Consider the following 17,275-nt stretch of genomic DNA (forward strand, 5'->3'; position numbering starts at 1 on the left):
CTACACGAAGGCCGTGAGGATCAGCCAGGTGACGAAGGCCGACGGCAGGATCGAGTCGAGCCGGTCCATGATGCCGCCGTGACCGGGCAGCAAGGTGCCCATGTCCTTGATGCCGAGGTCGCGTTTGACCTGCGACTCGATCAGATCTCCGGCCGTCGCCGTGAACACGAGCACCGCACCGAGGATCACACCGACCCACCACGGGCCGTCGAGCAGAAGCATGACCGTGAGGACGCCGACGGCGACGCACGCCACGAGCGACCCGCCGAACCCCTCCCAGGACTTCTTCGGGCTGATCGCCGGCACCATCGGGTGCTTACCGAAGAGCACGCCCGCTGCGTAGCCACCGATGTCCGACGCCACGCACACGAGCATCAGGCAGAACACGCGCTGCGCGCCCTGATCCTCGAGGACCATGAGGGTCGCGAACGACGCCAGCAGCGGCAACCAGGCGGCGACGAAGACCGCGACAGCGGTATCGCGCAGGTAGTTGCGTGGCTGCGCGACGAGACCGTGGTCGAACAGGCGCCACAGCATCGTCACGACGACCGTGCCCGCGAACGCGCCGAGCACACCCGTTGTGCCGTACGGCCACCCGAGCCAGATCATCGCCTGACCACCGGCCAGCAGCGGCAGTCTGGGGACGAGCACGTCGGCTTCACGCAGACGCTTGGTGACCTCCCAGGTCGCGATGCCGATGGCGATCGCGACGACGGCGAGCCACGCCTTCGGGGCGAACAGCAGGATCCCGATGACGAGCGCACCCAGACCCCCGCCGACCGCGAAGGCGGCCGGCAGGTCGCGTCCCGCCCGTGAGGGTTTCTTCACCGGCTCCGACGCAGGGTCGGGGGCCGGTGCCGGGTCTGCAGGGGTGGCACCCGAGTCCGCTCCGGCACCGAGTGGAAGCTGCGGGTCGGAGGACCCGTCGGCTCGACCCACTGTCAGACCTCCATCAGTTCGGCTTCCTTGTGCTTGATCAACTCGTCGATCTGACCGACGTACTTGGCGGTCGTCTTGTCGAGTTCCTTCTCGGCGCGGTTCACATCGTCCTCGCCGGCCTCGCCGTCCTTCTGGATGCGGCCGAGTTCCTCCATCGCCTTGCGGCGGACGTTGCGCACGGCGACCTTGGCGTCCTCGCCCTTGGCCTTTGCCTGCTTGACGAGTTCGCGGCGACGCTCCTCGGTGAGCTGCGGGACCGAGATGCGGATGATGTTGCCGTCGTTGGTGGGATTGACACCGAGATCGGAGTTGCGGATCGCGGTCTCGATCGCGTTCAGCTGCGAGGCCTCGTACGGCTTGACGATGACCATGCGCGCCTCGGGAACATTGATGCTGGCGATCTGCGTGATCGGCGTGGGAGCCCCGTAGTAGTCGACGACGATGCGGTTGAACATGCCCGGGTTCGCGCGACCGGTCCGGATGCCACCCAGATCGTCCCGGGCCACCGTGACGGCCTTCTCCATCTTCTCTTCTGCTTCGAAGAGGGCTTCATCGATCACGGCAGTTCCTCCATGTTCCGTTGTCCGTTCATGACCGTACGAGTGTTCCGATCTTCTCACCGGCGATGGCTCGGGCGATATTGCCCTTGGTCAGCAGATTGAAGACCATGATCGGCATGGCGTTGTCCATGCACAGGCTGAAGGCGGTCGCGTCGGCGACCTTGAGGCCCTGTTCGATGACCTCGCGATGGGTGATCTCCTCGAACAGCACCGCATCCGGGTTCGTGCGGGGATCGTCGGAATAGACACCGTCCACGGCCTTCGCCATGAGGACGACCTCGGCGCCGATCTCGAGTGCGCGCTGCGCGGCGGTGGTGTCGGTGGAGAAGTACGGCATGCCCATGCCGGCACCGAAGATGACCACACGCCCCTTCTCGAGGTGGCGGCGCGCACGCAGCGGCAGGTAGGGCTCGGCGACCTGCCCCATCGTGATGGCGGTCTGGACGCGGGTGTCGATGCCTTCCTTCTCCAGGAAGTCCTGCAGCGCAAGGGAGTTCATGACCGTGCCGAGCATGCCCATGTAGTCGGATCGCGCGCGTTCGAGACCGCGCTGCTGGAGTTCGGCGCCGCGGAAGAAGTTGCCGCCACCGATCACGACCGCGACCTCGGCGCCACCGCGCACGACCTCCGCGATCTGCTGGGCCACCGTCGTCACCACGTCCGGGTCGAGTCCGACCTTGCCGCCGCCGAACATCTCGCCGCCGAGCTTGAGCAGTACCCGGCGGAATCCGGGCCGATCGTGGGCGTGGTCGGACATGACTCTCCTCTGGTTGCGCATGAATCGGCCCTTATCATCCTGCCTCATCCGCTCGCGGGAACCGAGATCGGGCGGATAGACACGCCACACCTGTCACCGCGCAGCACGCGCGGGCGCCTCCGGGCCCCGAGGCGGCGTGGCCCGACACACCTCGACCCCGCCGGTAGCAGCACCGACGGGGTCGTGGAGTGGAAGAACTAGCTGGCGCCGACCTCGAAACGCACGAAGCGGACGACGTTCGCGCCGGCCTCGTCGAGGATCGCCTTGACGGTCTTCTTCGAGTCCGTCACGGACGCCTGCTCGAGCAGGACGACATCCTTGAAGTAGCCGTTGACGCGGCCTTCGACGATCTTCGGCAGAGCCTGCTCCGGCTTGCCCTCGGCCTTGGCGGTCTCCTCGGCGATACGACGCTCGTTGGCGACGATGTCCTCGGGAACCTCGTCACGGGTGACGTACTTGGCCTTCAGAGCGGCGATCTGCATCGCGGCAGCGCGAGCGGCCTCTGCAGCAGCGTCGCCCTCACCGGTGTACTCGACGAGCACGCCGACGGACGGCGGCAGGTCGGAAGCACGCTTGTGCAGGTAGACGGCGGTCTGACCGTCGAAAGCGGCAACGCGACGCAGCTCGAGCTTCTCGCCGATCTTCGCGGACAGCTCCTGGACGAGGGCGTCGACGGTCTTGCCGTCGGCCTCGACGGCCTTGAGTGCCTCGACGTCGTTCGCGCGGGCCTGTGCGGCAGCGGTGACGACCTTGTCGGCGAGAGCCTGGAACTCGTCGTTCTTGGCGACGAAGTCGGTCTCGGAGTTCAGCTCGACGAGAACGCCGTCCTTGGCGACGACGAGGCCTTCGGCGGTGGAGCGCTCGGCGCGCTTGCCCACGTCCTTGGCACCCTTGATGCGCAGCTGCTCGACGGCCTTGTCGAAGTCGCCGTCGTTGTCGGCGAGAGCATTCTTGCAGTCCAGCATTCCGGAGCCGGTGAGCTCACGGAGACGCTTGACGTCGGCGGCGGTGTAGTTCGCCATGGAAGCGAGCCTCCTGTGTCTGTGGTGGAAAAGTCTCTGGGGGCGGCCCTGTCGCGCGGATGAGCTCGGGCCGCGATGCGACGGCCCCGACCAGGATCTCTCGATCGGAAGGTCGGGGCCGGGCAACGAATCAGGCCTCGGGGGCCGCGTCTGCTGCGGGGGCTACGTCCGCTGCGGGCGCCTCGGCGTCGGCGGCGGGGGTGGCCTGCGCGAGCAGCTCCTGCTCCCACTCGGCGAGAGGCTCGGCACCGGCCTCGGGCTTGGCCTCCGCGTCGCTGCTCTTGCCGGCGCGGGCCTGCAGGCCCTCGGCGACGGCGGAAGCGACGACCTTGGTCAGCAACGCCGCGGAACGGATCGCGTCGTCGTTGCCCGGGATCGGGTAGTCGACGAGGTCCGGATCACAGTTGGTGTCGAGGATGGCGATGACCGGGATGTTCAGCTTGCGGGCCTCACCGACGGCGATGTGCTCCTTGTTGGTGTCGACGACCCAGATCGCCGACGGAACCTTCGCCATGTCGCGGATGCCGCCGAGGGTGCGCTCCAGCTTGTTCTTCTCACGCGTGAGCATGAGGATTTCCTTCTTGGTGCGTCCCTCGAAGCCGCCGGTCTGCTCCATCGACTCGAGCTCCTTCAGGCGCTGCAGGCGCTTGTGAACGGTCGAGAAGTTGGTGAGCATGCCGCCGAGCCAGCGCTGGTTCACGTAGGGCATGCCCACGCGGGTGGCCTCTTCGGCGATGGATTCCTGAGCCTGCTTCTTGGTGCCGACGAACAGCACGGTTCCACCGTGAGCGACGGTCTCCTTGACGAACTCGTACGCCTTGTCGATGTACGTCAGGGTCTGCTGCAGGTCGATGATGTAGATGCCGTTGCGGTCGGTGAAGATGAACCGCTTCATCTTCGGGTTCCAGCGACGGGTCTGGTGTCCGAAGTGGGCGCCGCTGTCGAGCAGCTGCCGCATAGTCACAACAGGCATGCCTGTTTCTCTCTTTCGTGTCGGTTTCCGCGGTGGATCTTCCGATCCCCGCCCTGGCGCCCACATGCCCGTCGAACCCTTGCGGGACCGGCCGACGGCCATTTCCGATGCGGCCCGGAGAAACGGGTCGGCATCGATGCGCGGACGCGCGAAGTCGATCTGCGTATACAGACCGCCCGACAAGTGTACGCGGAGCAGGCGCGGATCCCTAACCGGGAGTCACCGGACCTGTGGACGGATCCGGAGTTGTCCACAGATCGCGTCGCCCCCTGGTGCGCAGCGACTCCGATTCACGAGGCTGGCGGGCATGCTCCTCACCGCTCCCCTCCGGTCGCTCGCCGTCGTGATCGCCGTGGTCGTCGTGCTCACCGCTGCGCCGGGACCCGGATCGGCCGACGCCGGACGGTTCGTGTGGCCGCTCGATCCCCGGCCGGTCGTGAGCCGGCAGTTCGACCCGCCCGAGCAGAACTGGCTCCCCGGTCACCGCGGTGTCGACCTCGACGCACACGTGGGGCAGACCGTCGTGGCCGCCGGTGACGGCGTCGTCGCGTTCGCCGGTGTCGTGGCAGGGAAGCCTGTGGTCTCCGTCGATCACGAGGGCGGGCTGCGCACCACCTACGAGCCGGTGGAGGCGGCGGTCGCCGCGGGTCGCCGGGTGACGAGGGGCGATCCCATCGGCACCGTCGTCGCCGGTCACGATGGCTGCGCCTCCCCCGCATGCCTGCACTGGGGACTCCGACGCGGCCGCGACGACTATCTCGACCCGCTGCCCCTCGTCGAGCGCCCGGTGATCCGCCTGCTGCCGGTATGAGACGTCCCGGGGCCCGTGCGCCCCGCCTGGCGCACTGCGTGTCGACCCGACTAGCGCCCCGCGTGTCGACCCGACAGTGCAGGGAAGTCGTCGGCGACCATCGCGGCGAGTTCGACGAACGCCGTGCGTGTCGCGGGGCGGAGGCGTTCGAGATCGATCTCGGCTCCCTCGGCGAGATGCTCGTCGAAGGGCAGCACCTTCACCGCCCGGCACCGCGCGAGGAAATGCGCGGTCAGCGCGTCCATGTCGATGCTCGCCGCACCCGGGCGCGGCGAGCTGATCACCACGACCGTGCGTTCGACCAGGTCGGAGTAGCCGTGCGCCTGCAGCCAGTCGAGGGTCGCCGCCGCACTGCGGGCCGCGTCGACCGCAGGTGAGGCGACGAGGACGAGGGTGTTCGCCAGGTCCAGCACGCCCCGCATAACCGAATGCATGATCCCGGTCCCGCAGTCGGTGAGGATCACGTTGTAGTAGACCTGCAGAATGCCGACGACGCGGCGGTAGTCCTCCTCGCTGAACGCTTGGGAGGCAGCGGGATCGCGTTCGCTCGCGAGCACTTCGAGCCGGCTCGGCGCCTGGGAGGTGTGGGCACGCACGTCCGAGTACCGGCGGATGTTCGACGCGTTCGCGAGCAGGTCCCGCACCGTCGAGGTGGTCTGCTGCGGAATTCTCTGCCCGAGGGTGCCGAAGTCCGGATTCGCGTCGACGGCGATGACGCAGTCGCCACGCAGCGACGCGAACGTCGACCCGAGCCCGACGGTCGTGGTGGTCTTTCCCACCCCGCCCTTCAGCGACAGCACCGCGATCCGGTAGTCGCCCGGGATCGGCTGGCGGATCCGGGCGACGAGCTCCTCGCGGCGCTCACTGCCTCCTCCGTCGAGCCTGCCGCCGGTCAGCCGGTCGACCCGCTCCCGCCACCGCCGCGTGGAACGTCGTGACCTGCGGACGAGCACTCCCGACGCGAGGTCGACATTCGACGGCTGATGGTCGAACCGATGGGCCTCGTGTTGCAGGTCGTCGACCGGAGCGTCCGTTCGCGCCGGTAGCGGGCCCGAGACCTCGGGTTCGACCGGTCCAAGAGCGACCTCCGTAGTCTCCGGGCCCGACACCTCAGGTGCAGGTGCAGGTGCAGGTGCAGGTGCCACAGTGTCGGGCTGCGTCTCCATGGCTTCGGGTGCCGCTTCCGAGAAGACGGGCTCAGGCTCGGGTTCGGTCACGGCTTCCGGAACCACCGCATCGGTCGCTGCCGAGACCGCCGCCTCGGGCTCCGACGATGGGAGCACCGGATTCTCGGGTCGCGCCGGTTTGTGCGCGACGAGCGGTTCGGACGCCTCCGGCTCCGGGTCGTCTGCGCTGATCCGGGGCCGCAACGCCATGCCGAGAGGCACGGAGGCCGTCATCTCGATCGGAGCGGAGGCAGTGGGCGGAATCGCACCGTCGCCAGGCGAAGTGGAGGAGCCGAGCGTCTCGGCGACTCTGGCCGCGCGGCGGAGGCCGCGTCGCGCGTGGTCGGTTCCGGATTCCGGTGGGTCCTGCAGCCAGGCGGGCACGGCAGGACCCGGTTCGTTGCGTCTCATCTGTTCCCCCGATTCGATGGTGCCGGCGCACGCTATCAAACCGGGACGGCTTCTCGGGCAGGCCGATCAGGCGCGGGGATGAGCCTGATCGTGCGCGGCGCGCAGACGCGCCACCGACACGTGGGTGTAGAGCTGCGTGGTGGCCAGACTCGAATGGCCCAGCACCTCCTGGACCACGCGCAGGTCCGCTCCCCCTTCGAGCAGGTGCGTCGCAGCACTGTGCCGCAGGCCGTGCGGTGCGAGGTCGGGTGCGCCCGGCACCGACGAGACGGCGTCGTGCACCACAGACCGGACCTGCCGCTGATCGATCCGGCCACCACGCTTGCCCAGCAGCAGCGCCGCACCCGACGACGGTCGTGCGAGATGCGGGCGTCCGTGACGCAGCCACGCGTCGAGCGCCTCTGCCGCGGGACCTCCGTAGGGAACGATCCGTTCCTTGTCGCCCTTGCCGAGAACCCGGACGACCCGCCGCTCGGCGTCGACGTCGTCGATGTCGACCGCGCACAGCTCACCGACCCGGATTCCGGTGGCATAGAGCAGCTCGACGATCACCCGGTCACGCAGTGCGACGGGATCGAGTTCACGCGCACCGGATTTCGCGGCCTCCATGATCTCCAGTGCCTGGTCGTCGCGGAGCACGGCGGGCAGGGAGCGGTGCGGACGTGGCGAGACCAGACGCGTCGCCGGATCGGCGTCGAGTCGGCGGGTGCGTACGAGCCATGCCGTGAAGACGCGTGCCGACGAGGTGCGCCGCGCGAGCGTGGTGCGGGCCGCTCCCGCCGCCACCATCCCGGCGAGCCAGGATCGCAGCAGATCGAGGTCGAGGTCGGTGATGCGCGCATCGGGATTCCGGTCGGCGAGGTGCTGCAACAGCGAACGGATGTCGGCGCGATAGGCGCGGATCGTGTGTTCCGAGCGGTTGCCTTCGAGGCGGAGGTGGTCGACGAAGTCCCCGAGGTGCACGTCCAGCGTCGCGGGGAGCATGTCGGATTCCTTGCCTCGCATGGGTCTACCGTGCGGCACGACCGCCTCGGGTGCAACGGCCCGCGCCGACTAAGGTGCTTTCGTGAACAAAACGATCCCGGTACCGATGTTGTGCGCCCTGGCGTTGCTGTCGGCGATCGCGCCGCTCGCCACGGACATGTACCTCCCGGGACTTCCCGTCATGGCGGAGAGCCTGGGCAGTTCGACCGTCGGCGTCCAGCTCACACTCACGACGTTCATGGCGGGTCTCGGACTCGGCCAGCTGCTCGTGGGTCCCCTGTCGGACGGCTGGGGCCGTCGACGGCTGATCCTCGCCGGCACGATCGTCCTGGCGGTGAGCAGCGCGATCTGCGCGATGGCACCCACCGTCGAGATCCTGATCGCTGCGCGTCTGGTCCAGGGCTTCAGCGGCGGCACCGGCATCGTCCTCGCCCGGGCGGTCATCGCCGACCGGGCGCGAGGCAATCAGGCCGCCAAGCTGTTCAGCCTGATGATGATCATCGGTGGCATCGCGCCCGTCGCCGCTCCTCTGCTCGGTGGTGTGCTGCTGGGACCGATCGGATGGCGCGGCATCTTCTGGGTGCTCACGGGCCTGGCCGTCCTGATGGCCGTCGGCGCCTTCGCGTTCGTCCCGGAGACCCTGCCGCCGGAGAAGCGGCACGGCGGCGGTCTGAAGACGATGGCCGGCAACTTCGGGTACGTCCTCCGGCAGCGACGCTTCGTCGGTTACGCCGCCGCGATGGCCCTGGGCTTCGGCGCCATGTTCTCGTACATCTCGGCCTCGCCGTTCGTCACCCAGAACATCCTCGGTCTGAGCCCCGGCCAGTTCTCGATGGTGTTCGCCGTGAACTCGGCCGGTCTCGTGCTGGCCAATGCCGTCAACACCCGCCTCATCGGCCGGTTCGAGGTGCGGACACTGCTGCTCTTCGGTGTGACCACCATGTTCACGGCGGGCGCCCTGCTGTTGCTGACGATGGTCGTCGTCGGCTACGTCGCGGCGCTGATCCTGCCGCTGCTGTTCGTCGCGATCAGCATGATGGGCCTGACGCTGGGCAACGCCACCGCGCTGGCCCAGTCGCAGGTCCCGAAGGCGGCCGGTACGGGCTCCGCCGTGATCGGCGCCTCCCAGTTCGGTCTCGCCGCCGTGGTCTCCCCCCTCGTCGGGCTCGGCGGCGAAGGCACAGGTATCCCGATGGCCGTCGCCATCGTCGTGTGCTCGGGACTCGCGCTCACCTCCGCTGCGGTGCTGGCGCGTGACTCGGCCGCGGTGCCGGCGCGCGAGTCCTCGAGCTGACGCGAACCGCCGCCGTCAGTTGCTCTCGACGGCCGCCAGTTCGCTCTTCCATACGCGGAAGCCCTCCTCGGTGCGTCCGCGACGCCAGTAACCCGAGATCGACGCGCGTGCCGGCGGTACGGCCCGTTCCTTCCGCAGGTACGGCCGGATGTGCTTCATGACGGCCTCGGCCTCACCATGCACGAAGACCTGCACGTCGCCGCCCGGCCAGGGCAGGGCCTTCACCGCTGCGACGAGCGGCGAGTTGCCGTCGATCAGGTCGGCACCGGCGTCACCGGCCGCGACACCGCGATGGAGCCACGTGATGTCCACACCCGCCGGCGCGTCGAGTTTCAGTTCGTCGCCTGGACCGATGACCTCCAGGAAGACCGCGCCCCGCGCGTCGGCGGGCAGGTCCTCGAGCGCAGTCGCGATCGCAGGGATCGCGGTCTCGTCGCCGGCGAGCAGATGGAAGTCGGCGGAGCGATCGGGCCGGTATCCCGCGCCGGGTCCCCGCACCACGACCTGCGTGCCCGGTTGCACCGAGCGAGCCCACGGCCCCGCGACACCCTCGTCGCCGTGCACGACGAAGTCGATCCAGATCTCCCCGGCGTCCGGGTCCACGCGCCGGACGGTGTAGGTGCGGACGACCGTCTCGTCCCCCGCGGGCAGCTCGATCTTCACGTAGCTGTCGGTCTCCGCACGGGCCTGGAACTCGCCGAAGCCGTCTCCGCCGAGCACCACGCGGACGAAGTGCTCGCCGATCGCCTCGGTCCGCAGAACCGTCAGTGTCGTCCCCATGGGCGCTTTCCGTGCCACCGAACCTCCTATTAGGGTTACCTATCTCGCGTCACCGTACTCTGTCGCGGGGTGCGGCGGGGAGGTCACGATCGGCGAGGCTCTAGGCTCGAGAACATGAGCACCACCGCGGCCGACATCGCCACATGGATGACCGACATCATCACCACCGAACGCAGGGTCACCCAGACCGACATGGTCGACGCGATCGAGGCCAAGTTCGGCTCCGAGTGGATCTACGTGAACGACAACGGCCACCCCTCGATCGACCGCGCCGTCCTCAAGGAGTTCCGCAAGGCCCACCGCGGTGCCGTGAAATGGGACCGCGAGGACCGCGCTTGGTACGTCGAGGACGAGCCGACCGCCGACACCTCGGCCGAGTAGGCGGTCCTCCTCCGAATTCACCCTCGCGCGTCCCCGCGAAACGTCTCGGAGTCTGTGAGCATACGGTCACGACTCCTTCGCGCGACCGTCTCCGGCACCGCCGGGCGGATCGGCGCGTCGGCGGCAGGTCGGAGGGCGCCGGGTGGACATCGAGAACGTGCGGGAACCTACCGTTCCCGCTCGCGAACTGGCGACGATCTGTGTGCTGGCGATCGTGGCCGGCGCCGTCATCGGCGTCGTCGGCGGGGCCTTCCGCTGGTGCCTGGAACGGCTCGAGCGATGGCGGATCCACACCGCGGAGTGGGCGCACGAACTTCCCGGTCCGGGATGGCTCGTGCCGGTGGGAATCACGATCCTTGGCGCTCTGCTCGCAGCGCTGATCGTCCGGATGGTCCCCCTCGCCTCGGGTAGCGGAATCCAGCACGTCGAAGCCGTCGACCGCGGGCAGGCCGAGCCCCCACCTCTGTCGGTGCTGCCCTCCAGATTCGTCGGGGCGCTCCTGTCGATCGGGTCGGGTCTCGTCCTGGGACGGGAGGGCCCGATCGTGCACATGGGTGCCGCGGTGGGCGCCGAGACCGCACGCTGCGCCCGGCGTCCCGAGCACGAACGTCTGCTGCAGACCTCGGTGTCCGGTGCCGGACTCGCGGTCGCGTTCAATGCCCCGATCGGCGGTGCGCTGTTCGTCTTCGAGGAGGTCACCGGCAGCTTCCGTTTCCGCACGGTCGTACCCGTCGTCCTGTCGGTGGCCGCCGCGGTGGTGTGCTCGCGGACGATCGTCGGCGACACCCCCGACTTCGCCGTGGACCCCATCGCTCCCCCGTCGATCGTCCTGCTGCCCGTGTTCGTGGTGTTCGGTCTGCTCACCGGACTGCTCGGCGCGGCCTACAACCGGATGGTCCTGGGCTCGCTGAGCGTGGTGGAGTCGGTCCGGTTGCTCTCCCCGGTGATGAAGGCTGCAATCATCGGCGGACTCGTCGGGTTGTTGTCCGTGGTCGCACCGTGGGCCGGCGGTGGCGGCGACTCCCTCGTCCAGCACGTGGTGAGCGGTGGTGCGCTCGCACTGCCGGTGGTCGCCTGGTACGTCCTGCTGCGGTTCGTCGCCGGCCCGCTGTCGTACGCGGCCGGGACACCGGGCGGACTGTTCGCGCCGCTCCTCGCACTGGGCGCTCTCTGGGGTCTGTTGTGCGCCGGGATCTGTACCGCGATCGTCCCCGGGATCGGGTCGTCCCTGGCCGTGCCGATGGCCATCGCGGGGATGGCCGCTCTCTTCGGCGCGTCGGTGCGGGCCCCGATCACCGGAGTCGTCCTCGTCGTGGAGATGACCGCGGCGACGGGAGTGACGGTCCCGATGCTCGCCGCGACGATCTGCGCCGTCGTCGTGGCGTATTCCACGCGGGTCCCGCCCATCTACGACAGCCTGCGCGACCGCATGTTCGGCACCCCTCCCGACCGGGGGTAGACCGCCCCGGGCGTCGATCCGCCGTCACGCCCGCCGCCACCCTCCGTCCGTCACCACCACCAGACCGTCGAGTTCGAGCAGGGGCAGCGCCGCCCGCACCCGCTCGATCGGCAGCCCCGCGGACTCGGCCACCATCGCCGGATCACAGACATCCGACGCCGGAAGCGCCTCGTAGACCAGGGCCATGTCGCCCGACAATCCGTCCAGGTCGCGGCGGAACAGGCCGTCGAGGTCGTCGTCCCCGCCCGCCAGCAGCGGACCGCACTCCTCGACGACGTCGCGCGCCGCGCCCACCAGACGCGCCTCGCCCTCCCTGATCATGCGGTGACAGCCCTGCGAGGCCGCCGAGGTCACCGGTCCGGGCACCGCCATGACAGGCCGCCCGAGTCGTCGCGCCCACGCCGCGGTGTTGCGCGCCCCGCTGCGCCAGCCCGCCTCGACGACGACCGTGCCGGCGGACAACGCCGCGATCAGCCGGTTGCGGGCGAGGAACCGGTACCGCGCCGGAGTCGTGCCCGGGGGATACTCGCTCACCACCAGACCCGATTCGGAGATCCGCCGCAACATCGTCGCGTGTGCCGCCGGATACGCCCGGTCGACACCGCAGGCCAGGATCGCGACGGTGGTGCCACCCACCCCGAGCGCCGCGCGGTGTGCGGCCGCGTCGACGCCGAAGGCCGCGCCGGACACGACCGTCCATCCGTCGGCGGCGAGATCCCCGGCGATCTCGGCGGTGACGTGCTCCCCGTAACCGCTCGCGGCGCGGGTCCCGACGATGCCGATCGCGCGTTCGGCGAGGTCGTCGATCCGCCGGCTCCCCCACACCCACAGCGCGAGGGGTGGCCCTTCGGCGTCGGTCGCGGTGTCGAGAGTGCCGAAGCCGAGCATCTGCCAGGCAGGCCATTCGTCGTCGTCGGGCGTGACCAGTCGCCCGCCGGCGCGTCCCAAACGATCGAGATCCCGTGCCGCGGTATCGAGGTGTGCCCGCACCGAGTACCGCGACGAGAGTTCGTCGAGGCCCGCACCCGACCGGATGGCGGCTGCCACCTCGAGTACACCCTCGGCTTCCACTGCCGCCGACAACGAACGTGACGCACCCTGTGCGACGGTCGACAGATAGGCCCAGGCCAGGCGCCGTTCGTCGCCGTGCCCGCTCATGCGACACCCCGATCCCGGAAGTCGAGTGCGGCAGCGACGTGCGTCGCCGTCGGCGAATCAGAACCGTCGAGGTCGCTCAGCGTCCACGCGACCCGCAGTGCCCGATCCGCTCCTCGCGCGGTGATGGCGCCCTTGCGCAGCGCCCATTCGACGGGTTCGAGCGCAGCACGTGGAAGACGGAACTTCTGCCGGAGAGCCGGCCCGGGCACCTCGGCGTTGGTGGCCCAGCCGTGCTCGGCCCACCGCTCGCGTGCCGCGGCTCTCGCCCGGGCGACGCGCGCCCGTACGTCGTCGGTGCTCTCGCCGGTCTCCCCCATCAACGCGCTGGTCGCGACGGCTTGCATCCGGACCCGCAGGTCGACGCGGTCGAGGAGCGGGCCCGACAGACGCCCCAGATAGCGGCGACGTGCGGTCGGCGCACACACGCAGTCGGCGTCGCGTGGTGGTGCGCACGGGCACGGGTTGGCGGCGAGGATCAGCTGGAAGCGGGCCGGATATCGCGCGACACCGTCCCGGCGGGCGATGCGCACCTCCCCGTCCTCGAGCGGCGTCCGCAGCGCTTCGAGTGTCTTCGTCCCCATCTCGGCGACCTCGTCGAGGAACAGCACGCCACGGTGTGCCCGGCTCACCGCGCCGGGTTTCGCCATGCCGGTACCGCCTCCGATCAGCGAACTCACCGACGCCGTGTGATGGGGCGCGATGAAGGGCGGTTCCGTCACGAGCGGCCGGTCGCTGGTGAGGGTGCCCGCCACCGAATGGATGGCCGTCACCTCGAGGGCGTGACTTTCGTCCAGGTCCGGCAGGATCCCCGGAAGTCGCTGCGCGAGCATTGTTTTCCCGATTCCCGGCGGGCCGGTCAACATCAGGTGGTGCGCGCCGGCCGCAGCGACCTCGATCGCGCGACGCGCTTCGTGCTGGCCGACCACTTCGCTGAGATCGCCGCGCACCGCCCGCGGTGGCAGCGCGCGCGGATCGGGCCGTTCGAGCGGACCGTCGCCCTGGAGCCAGAGCACCAACTCGCGCAGTGTCTCGGCGCCGTAGACGTCGATGCCGTCGACGAGCGCCGCTTCGGTCATCGTCGCGGTCGGCACCACCACGCGCGACCAGCCGTGTTTCTTCGCCGTGAGCACGGCGGGCAGCACACCGCGCACCGGCCTGACGCGCCCGTCGAGCGCGAGTTCGCCGAGCAGCACCGTCCGGGAGACGGCCTCGGTCGGCACGACATCCGCTGCGTCGAGCACCGCGCACGCCAGTCCGAGATCGTAGACACTGCCGACCTTCGGCAGCGTGGCCGGCGACAGTGCGAGCACGACCTTCGAATCCGGCCACTTGGCACCGGAATTCGACACGGCGGCGCGCACCCGGTCGCGCGACTCCTGGAGCGCGGTGTCGGGCAGCCCGACCATCGTCACGCCCGGCAGACCTCGCCCGATGTCGGCTTCGATCTCGACGACCTGCCCGTCGATCCCGGAGACGGCGACCGACCAGGCACGGCCGAGCGCCATCAGAGGACCTGCTTGCGATGGGTGATCTCCGGGGCGTGTCCCCGCGCGAGCAGGACGGTGACCACATCGACGCGGATGTGCGACCAGCGGCGCGTCTGCTCGGACAACCACTGTCCGGCGAGGCGACGGATCCGTTCGGCCTTCGCGGGCGTCACCGCCTCGGCGGGGGTGCCGTAGCCGGTGCCGGTGCGGGTCTTGACCTCGACGAAGACGACGGACGCGCCGTCCTGTGCGATGAGATCGAGTTCGCCGTATCGGCTGCGCCAGTTCCGTTCGAGCACGACCATGCCGGTCGACTCGAGGTATTCGGCGGCAAGATCCTCGCCTCGCGCGCCCAGATCCCGGTTGTGTGATGTCCGATTGGTCCCCTGCATGCCCCCACTGTGGAGGACCGGGGCACGCGGAATCGGGATCCGAGCACGAAGATCGGGGAAACTGTGGATGAGTGCGGTGCCTGTGCACAACGGCGGGCGACGAGCCACGGAAAACGGCTCGGTGTCGGCGCCCCGGCTAGGATGCGGCCGCTGTGCGCAGGGTCATCCCCGAGGGCGTCAGCCCAGCTTGTCGGGCAGTCTCAGTTCGGGCTTGTCGAGCTCTTCGATGTTGACGTCCTTGAAGGTGATGACACGGACGTGCTTGACGAAGCGGGCGGGACGGTACATGTCCCACACCCAGGCGTCGGACATGCGCACCTCGAAGTACACTTCGCCGTTGGCGTTGTGCGGCAGCAATTCCACCGCGTTCGCCAGGTAGAACCGGCGTTCGGTCTCCACGACGTACGCGAACTGACCGACGATGTCCCGGTACTCCCTGTACAGCGAGAGTTCCATCTCGGTTTCGTACTTCTCGAGATCCTCGGCACTCATCGGTCTCGGTGTCCTCCCAGTCTGGTGTGTCCTGCAATCATCCCGCATCCGCCTCGTCGGTGAACAATCGACGCCCCAGGTCGTCTGCATACGATCGACGAACCAGGTCGTCGGCGAACAGCCGACGTCGCACTGCGGGCACTCCGCACACCGAGCGCACATTGGCCCACGACCGCCGGTGCTGCGGCGACGGGCCGTGCTCGGCCAACGCCGCCATGTGCGTCGGAGTGCTGTAGCCCTTGTGTACTGCGAAACCGTACTCCGGTAGCTCGCCGTCGAGGTCGACCATCATGCGATCGCGTGTAACCTTCGCGAGCACGCTGGCCGCCGCGATGCACGCGGCCGCCGCGTCGCCGCCGATCACGGGCAGCGACGGCGCGGGCAGTCCGGGCACCCGGAAACCGTCGGTCAGCACGTAACCGGGCGGAGTCGACAGACCTGCCACCGCGCGTCGCATGCCTTCGATGTTGGCGACGTGGATGCCGATCGCGTCGACCTCCTCCGCGGGGATCACCACCACGCTCCACGCCCGGGCGCGTCGCACGATCACCGAGTACAACTCCTCGCGGATGCGTTCGGTGAGCTTCTTCGAATCGTCGAGCCGGTCGAGCGACGCGTGCGGCCGGTCGCCGAGCACGCACGCGGCGACGACGAGCGGCCCGGCGCAGGCACCGCGGCCGGCTTCGTCGACCCCCGCTACCGGACCGAGACCGCACCGCGCGAGCGCGGACTCCATGGTGCGCAGTCCGGAGGAGCGACGGATCACGGGTCGAGGTGGCCAAGCAGTCACGAGGGAAGGATCTCCGGTGAGTCGATGAGGCCCCATCGGCCGGGAGGCAGCACGATGAAGCGGGCTTTTCCGATGACATTGTCCAGCGGGATCGAGCCCTGGTGCTCGTCCCCGACGTGGTAGCGCGAGTCGGCCGAGTTACTGCGGTTGTCGCCCATCACCCAGACGTGGCCCTCGGGCACGGTGACGGGCCCGAAGCAACGCCCGGAGGGGACCTCGGTCTCGCAGGTGACGACACCCGGGGTGAACGGGAAGTCCATGGTCACGTACGGCTCGTCGAGCGGGACACCGTCGACGAGGACACGGCCCTGGTCGTCGCAGCATTCCACCGTCTGCCCGCCGGTCGCGATCACGCGCTTGACGAGGTCGTTCTCGTCCGGCGGCACGACGCCGACGAGCGAACCGATCTCCTGCAGTCCCCGCACGACGACGTTGTCGGAACGGGTCGAGGTGTAGCCGGCCGACCACGAGTCGGGGCCTTCGAAGACGATGACGTCGCCGGGACGGGGGTCGGTGAAGCGGTATCCCACCTTCTCGACGACGATGCGGTCGCCGGTGCAGCCCGGGCAGCCGTGCAGTGTCGGCTCCATCGACTCCGAGGGGATGAGATAGACCCGCGCCACGAAGGTCTGCAGCAGGAAGCTCAGGGCCAGTGCGACGACGACCAGGATCGGCAGTTCACGCCAGAACGACTTCTGCTTCTTCGCCTTCGGGGCGGTGTCCTTCGCTGCGGGGTCCTCGCGCCGGTGGTGTGCACCGTCGGCTCGATCGCTCCGAGCCGAACCTCGAACATCGTTGCGGTTCACATCCGGTCGAGCCGGATCGTGCGGGGAATCTGCCACCTCGACAGACTAGCGTCTGCGGCACGGCGGCCCGCCGAGGACGACCGTCGACCGGACGGGAGAGCGACAGACCGCTGCCCACAACGACGACGACCCGGCCGGGACGGAAGTCCGGGCCGGGTCGTCGGATGCTGTATCGGGTGGCTCGGGAGCCGTGCCGAGCAGCCCGAGGGGCTGGTCAGCGGCCGAAGATCAGCGCTTCTCCTTGATCTTGGCAGCCTTGCCGCGCAGCTCACGCAGGTAGTAGAGCTTCGCGCGACGGACGTCGCCACGGGTCAGCACGTCGATCTTGGCGAGGTTGGGGCTGTGGACCGGGAAGGTGCGCTCCACGCCGACGCCGAAGGAAACCTTGCGGACGGTGAAGGTCTCGCGGATGCCGCCGCCCTGACGCCGAATCACGACGCCCTTGAAGACCTGCACACGCTCCTTGCTGCCCTCGATGACCTTGACGTGCACGTCGAGAGTGTCGCCGGGACGGAAGTCCGGGATGTCGTCGCGCAGCGACTTGGCGTCCAGAAAGTCCAGGGTGTTCATCGGTTTTTCATCCTCTTGTTCGCTCGAGCAGAGGAACCTGGCG

19 protein-coding genes are annotated in these 17,275 nt (G+C 69.1%); 4 read left to right on the plus strand and 15 right to left on the minus strand.

Annotated features, from left to right (window positions below):
* The 5 genes from NVV99_RS03390 to rpsB form a co-directional block, all read right to left on the minus strand.
* The gene (locus tag NVV99_RS03390; RefSeq protein ID WP_006550978.1) at positions 1-939 is read right to left on the minus strand and encodes a phosphatidate cytidylyltransferase; all 939 of its coding nucleotides are present in this window, start codon (positions 937-939) and stop codon (positions 1-3) included.
* A 2-nt stretch (positions 940-941) separates the two neighbouring features.
* Positions 942-1,499, minus strand: a complete 558-nt coding sequence (gene frr, locus NVV99_RS03395; protein WP_024100638.1) for a ribosome recycling factor — start codon at positions 1,497-1,499, stop codon at positions 942-944.
* A gap of 28 nt (positions 1,500-1,527) precedes the next feature.
* The gene (pyrH, locus tag NVV99_RS03400) at positions 1,528-2,256 is read right to left on the minus strand and encodes a UMP kinase (RefSeq protein ID WP_006550976.1); all 729 of its coding nucleotides are present in this window, start codon (positions 2,254-2,256) and stop codon (positions 1,528-1,530) included.
* 197 nt (positions 2,257-2,453) lie between these two features.
* Positions 2,454-3,278, minus strand: a complete 825-nt coding sequence (tsf, locus tag NVV99_RS03405) for a translation elongation factor Ts (protein WP_006550975.1) — start codon at positions 3,276-3,278, stop codon at positions 2,454-2,456.
* Positions 3,279-3,408: 130 nt separating this feature from the next.
* Positions 3,409-4,251, minus strand: a complete 843-nt coding sequence (gene rpsB / locus NVV99_RS03410) for a 30S ribosomal protein S2 (RefSeq protein WP_024100637.1) — start codon at positions 4,249-4,251, stop codon at positions 3,409-3,411.
* A 307-nt stretch (positions 4,252-4,558) separates the two neighbouring features.
* On the opposite strand from rpsB, the gene NVV99_RS03415 reads away from it, so the two are divergent.
* The gene (locus NVV99_RS03415; RefSeq protein ID WP_024100636.1) at positions 4,559-5,062 is read left to right on the plus strand and encodes a M23 family metallopeptidase; all 504 of its coding nucleotides are present in this window, start codon (positions 4,559-4,561) and stop codon (positions 5,060-5,062) included.
* Between the two features lie 50 nt (positions 5,063-5,112).
* On the opposite strand, the gene NVV99_RS03420 is transcribed toward NVV99_RS03415, so the two are convergent.
* Entirely contained in the window at positions 5,113-6,639 is a 1,527-nt protein-coding gene (locus NVV99_RS03420) for a MinD/ParA family protein (protein WP_024100635.1), read from the minus strand.
* A 66-nt stretch (positions 6,640-6,705) separates the two neighbouring features.
* Positions 6,706-7,644, minus strand: coding sequence for a tyrosine recombinase XerC (locus NVV99_RS03425; protein WP_006550971.1), 939 nt, complete (start codon positions 7,642-7,644; stop codon positions 6,706-6,708).
* A gap of 85 nt (positions 7,645-7,729) precedes the next feature.
* On the opposite strand from NVV99_RS03425, the gene NVV99_RS03430 reads away from it, so the two are divergent.
* Positions 7,730-8,917, plus strand: coding sequence for a multidrug effflux MFS transporter (locus NVV99_RS03430; protein WP_024100634.1), 1,188 nt, complete (start codon positions 7,730-7,732; stop codon positions 8,915-8,917).
* Between the two features lie 15 nt (positions 8,918-8,932).
* On the opposite strand, the gene NVV99_RS03435 is transcribed toward NVV99_RS03430, so the two are convergent.
* Entirely contained in the window at positions 8,933-9,697 is a 765-nt protein-coding gene (locus NVV99_RS03435) for a siderophore-interacting protein (protein ID WP_006550969.1), read from the minus strand.
* Between the two features lie 114 nt (positions 9,698-9,811).
* Between NVV99_RS03435 and NVV99_RS03440 the strand changes: the two genes are divergently transcribed.
* A complete protein-coding gene (locus NVV99_RS03440; protein WP_006550968.1) occupies positions 9,812-10,078 on the plus strand; it encodes a hypothetical protein in 267 nt (88 codons plus the stop codon).
* A gap of 142 nt (positions 10,079-10,220) precedes the next feature.
* Positions 10,221-11,537, plus strand: coding sequence for a ClC family H(+)/Cl(-) exchange transporter (locus NVV99_RS03445; RefSeq protein ID WP_024100632.1), 1,317 nt, complete (start codon positions 10,221-10,223; stop codon positions 11,535-11,537).
* A gap of 24 nt (positions 11,538-11,561) precedes the next feature.
* On the opposite strand, the gene dprA is transcribed toward NVV99_RS03445, so the two are convergent.
* The 7 genes from dprA to rplS all read right to left on the minus strand — a co-directional run bounded on the left by dprA (position 11,562) and on the right by rplS (position 17,232).
* On the minus strand, positions 11,562-12,695 hold the full coding sequence (dprA, locus tag NVV99_RS03450; RefSeq protein WP_024100631.1) for a DNA-processing protein DprA: 1,134 nt from the start codon (positions 12,693-12,695) through the stop codon (positions 11,562-11,564).
* Positions 12,692-14,200 carry a YifB family Mg chelatase-like AAA ATPase gene (locus NVV99_RS03455; RefSeq protein ID WP_006550965.1) on the minus strand — a complete coding sequence of 503 codons (1,509 nt, stop codon included), beginning with the start codon at positions 14,198-14,200 and terminating at the stop codon, positions 12,692-12,694. The genes dprA and NVV99_RS03455 overlap by 4 nt, the downstream gene beginning before the upstream one ends.
* Entirely contained in the window at positions 14,200-14,574 is a 375-nt protein-coding gene (locus tag NVV99_RS03460) for a YraN family protein (protein ID WP_019289117.1), read from the minus strand. Before NVV99_RS03460 ends, NVV99_RS03455 begins: the two co-directional genes overlap by 1 nt.
* 177 nt (positions 14,575-14,751) lie before the next feature.
* Complete coding sequence (locus tag NVV99_RS03465) at positions 14,752-15,066, minus strand: DUF2469 domain-containing protein (RefSeq protein WP_006550963.1); 315 nt, start codon at positions 15,064-15,066, stop codon at positions 14,752-14,754.
* A 37-nt stretch (positions 15,067-15,103) separates the two neighbouring features.
* Positions 15,104-15,856, minus strand: a complete 753-nt coding sequence (locus tag NVV99_RS03470; protein ID WP_024100630.1) for a ribonuclease HII — start codon at positions 15,854-15,856, stop codon at positions 15,104-15,106.
* Positions 15,853-16,662 (minus strand): signal peptidase I, encoded by an 810-nt coding sequence (gene lepB / locus NVV99_RS03475; protein ID WP_006550961.1) that lies wholly within the window; start codon positions 16,660-16,662, stop codon positions 15,853-15,855. Before lepB ends, NVV99_RS03470 begins: the two co-directional genes overlap by 4 nt.
* Before the next feature lie 228 nt (positions 16,663-16,890).
* Positions 16,891-17,232, minus strand: coding sequence for a 50S ribosomal protein L19 (gene rplS, locus NVV99_RS03480; protein ID WP_006550960.1), 342 nt, complete (start codon positions 17,230-17,232; stop codon positions 16,891-16,893).
* Between the last annotated feature and the right edge of the window lie 43 nt (positions 17,233-17,275).

The organism is Rhodococcus sp. PAE-6 (assembly GCF_025290685.1).
Taxonomy (GTDB): domain Bacteria; phylum Actinomycetota; class Actinomycetes; order Mycobacteriales; family Mycobacteriaceae; genus Rhodococcus; species Rhodococcus pyridinivorans.

What these genes read in the sequence shown, in the direction of transcription:
- rplS (WP_006550960.1), bottom strand. Translation starts at nt 17,232, where the DNA reads ATGAACACCCTGGACTTTCTGGACGCCAAGTCGCTGCGCGACGACATC.
- NVV99_RS03430 (WP_024100634.1), top strand. Translation starts at nt 7,730, where the DNA reads ATGTTGTGCGCCCTGGCGTTGCTGTCGGCGATCGCGCCGCTCGCCACG.
- pyrH (WP_006550976.1), bottom strand. Translation starts at nt 2,256, where the DNA reads ATGTCCGACCACGCCCACGATCGGCCCGGATTCCGCCGGGTACTGCTC.
- rpsB (WP_024100637.1), bottom strand. Translation starts at nt 4,251, where the DNA reads ATGCCTGTTGTGACTATGCGGCAGCTGCTCGACAGCGGCGCCCACTTC.
- NVV99_RS03425 (WP_006550971.1), bottom strand. Translation starts at nt 7,644, where the DNA reads ATGCGAGGCAAGGAATCCGACATGCTCCCCGCGACGCTGGACGTGCAC.
- NVV99_RS03415 (WP_024100636.1), top strand. Translation starts at nt 4,559, where the DNA reads ATGCTCCTCACCGCTCCCCTCCGGTCGCTCGCCGTCGTGATCGCCGTG.
- NVV99_RS03420 (WP_024100635.1), bottom strand. Translation starts at nt 6,639, where the DNA reads ATGAGACGCAACGAACCGGGTCCTGCCGTGCCCGCCTGGCTGCAGGAC.
- dprA (WP_024100631.1), bottom strand. Translation starts at nt 12,695, where the DNA reads ATGAGCGGGCACGGCGACGAACGGCGCCTGGCCTGGGCCTATCTGTCG.
- NVV99_RS03460 (WP_019289117.1), bottom strand. Translation starts at nt 14,574, where the DNA reads ATGCAGGGGACCAATCGGACATCACACAACCGGGATCTGGGCGCGCGA.
- NVV99_RS03465 (WP_006550963.1), bottom strand. Translation starts at nt 15,066, where the DNA reads ATGAGTGCCGAGGATCTCGAGAAGTACGAAACCGAGATGGAACTCTCG.
- NVV99_RS03435 (WP_006550969.1), bottom strand. Translation starts at nt 9,697, where the DNA reads ATGGGGACGACACTGACGGTTCTGCGGACCGAGGCGATCGGCGAGCAC.
- NVV99_RS03455 (WP_006550965.1), bottom strand. Translation starts at nt 14,200, where the DNA reads ATGGCGCTCGGCCGTGCCTGGTCGGTCGCCGTCTCCGGGATCGACGGG.
- tsf (WP_006550975.1), bottom strand. Translation starts at nt 3,278, where the DNA reads ATGGCGAACTACACCGCCGCCGACGTCAAGCGTCTCCGTGAGCTCACC.
- NVV99_RS03440 (WP_006550968.1), top strand. Translation starts at nt 9,812, where the DNA reads ATGAGCACCACCGCGGCCGACATCGCCACATGGATGACCGACATCATC.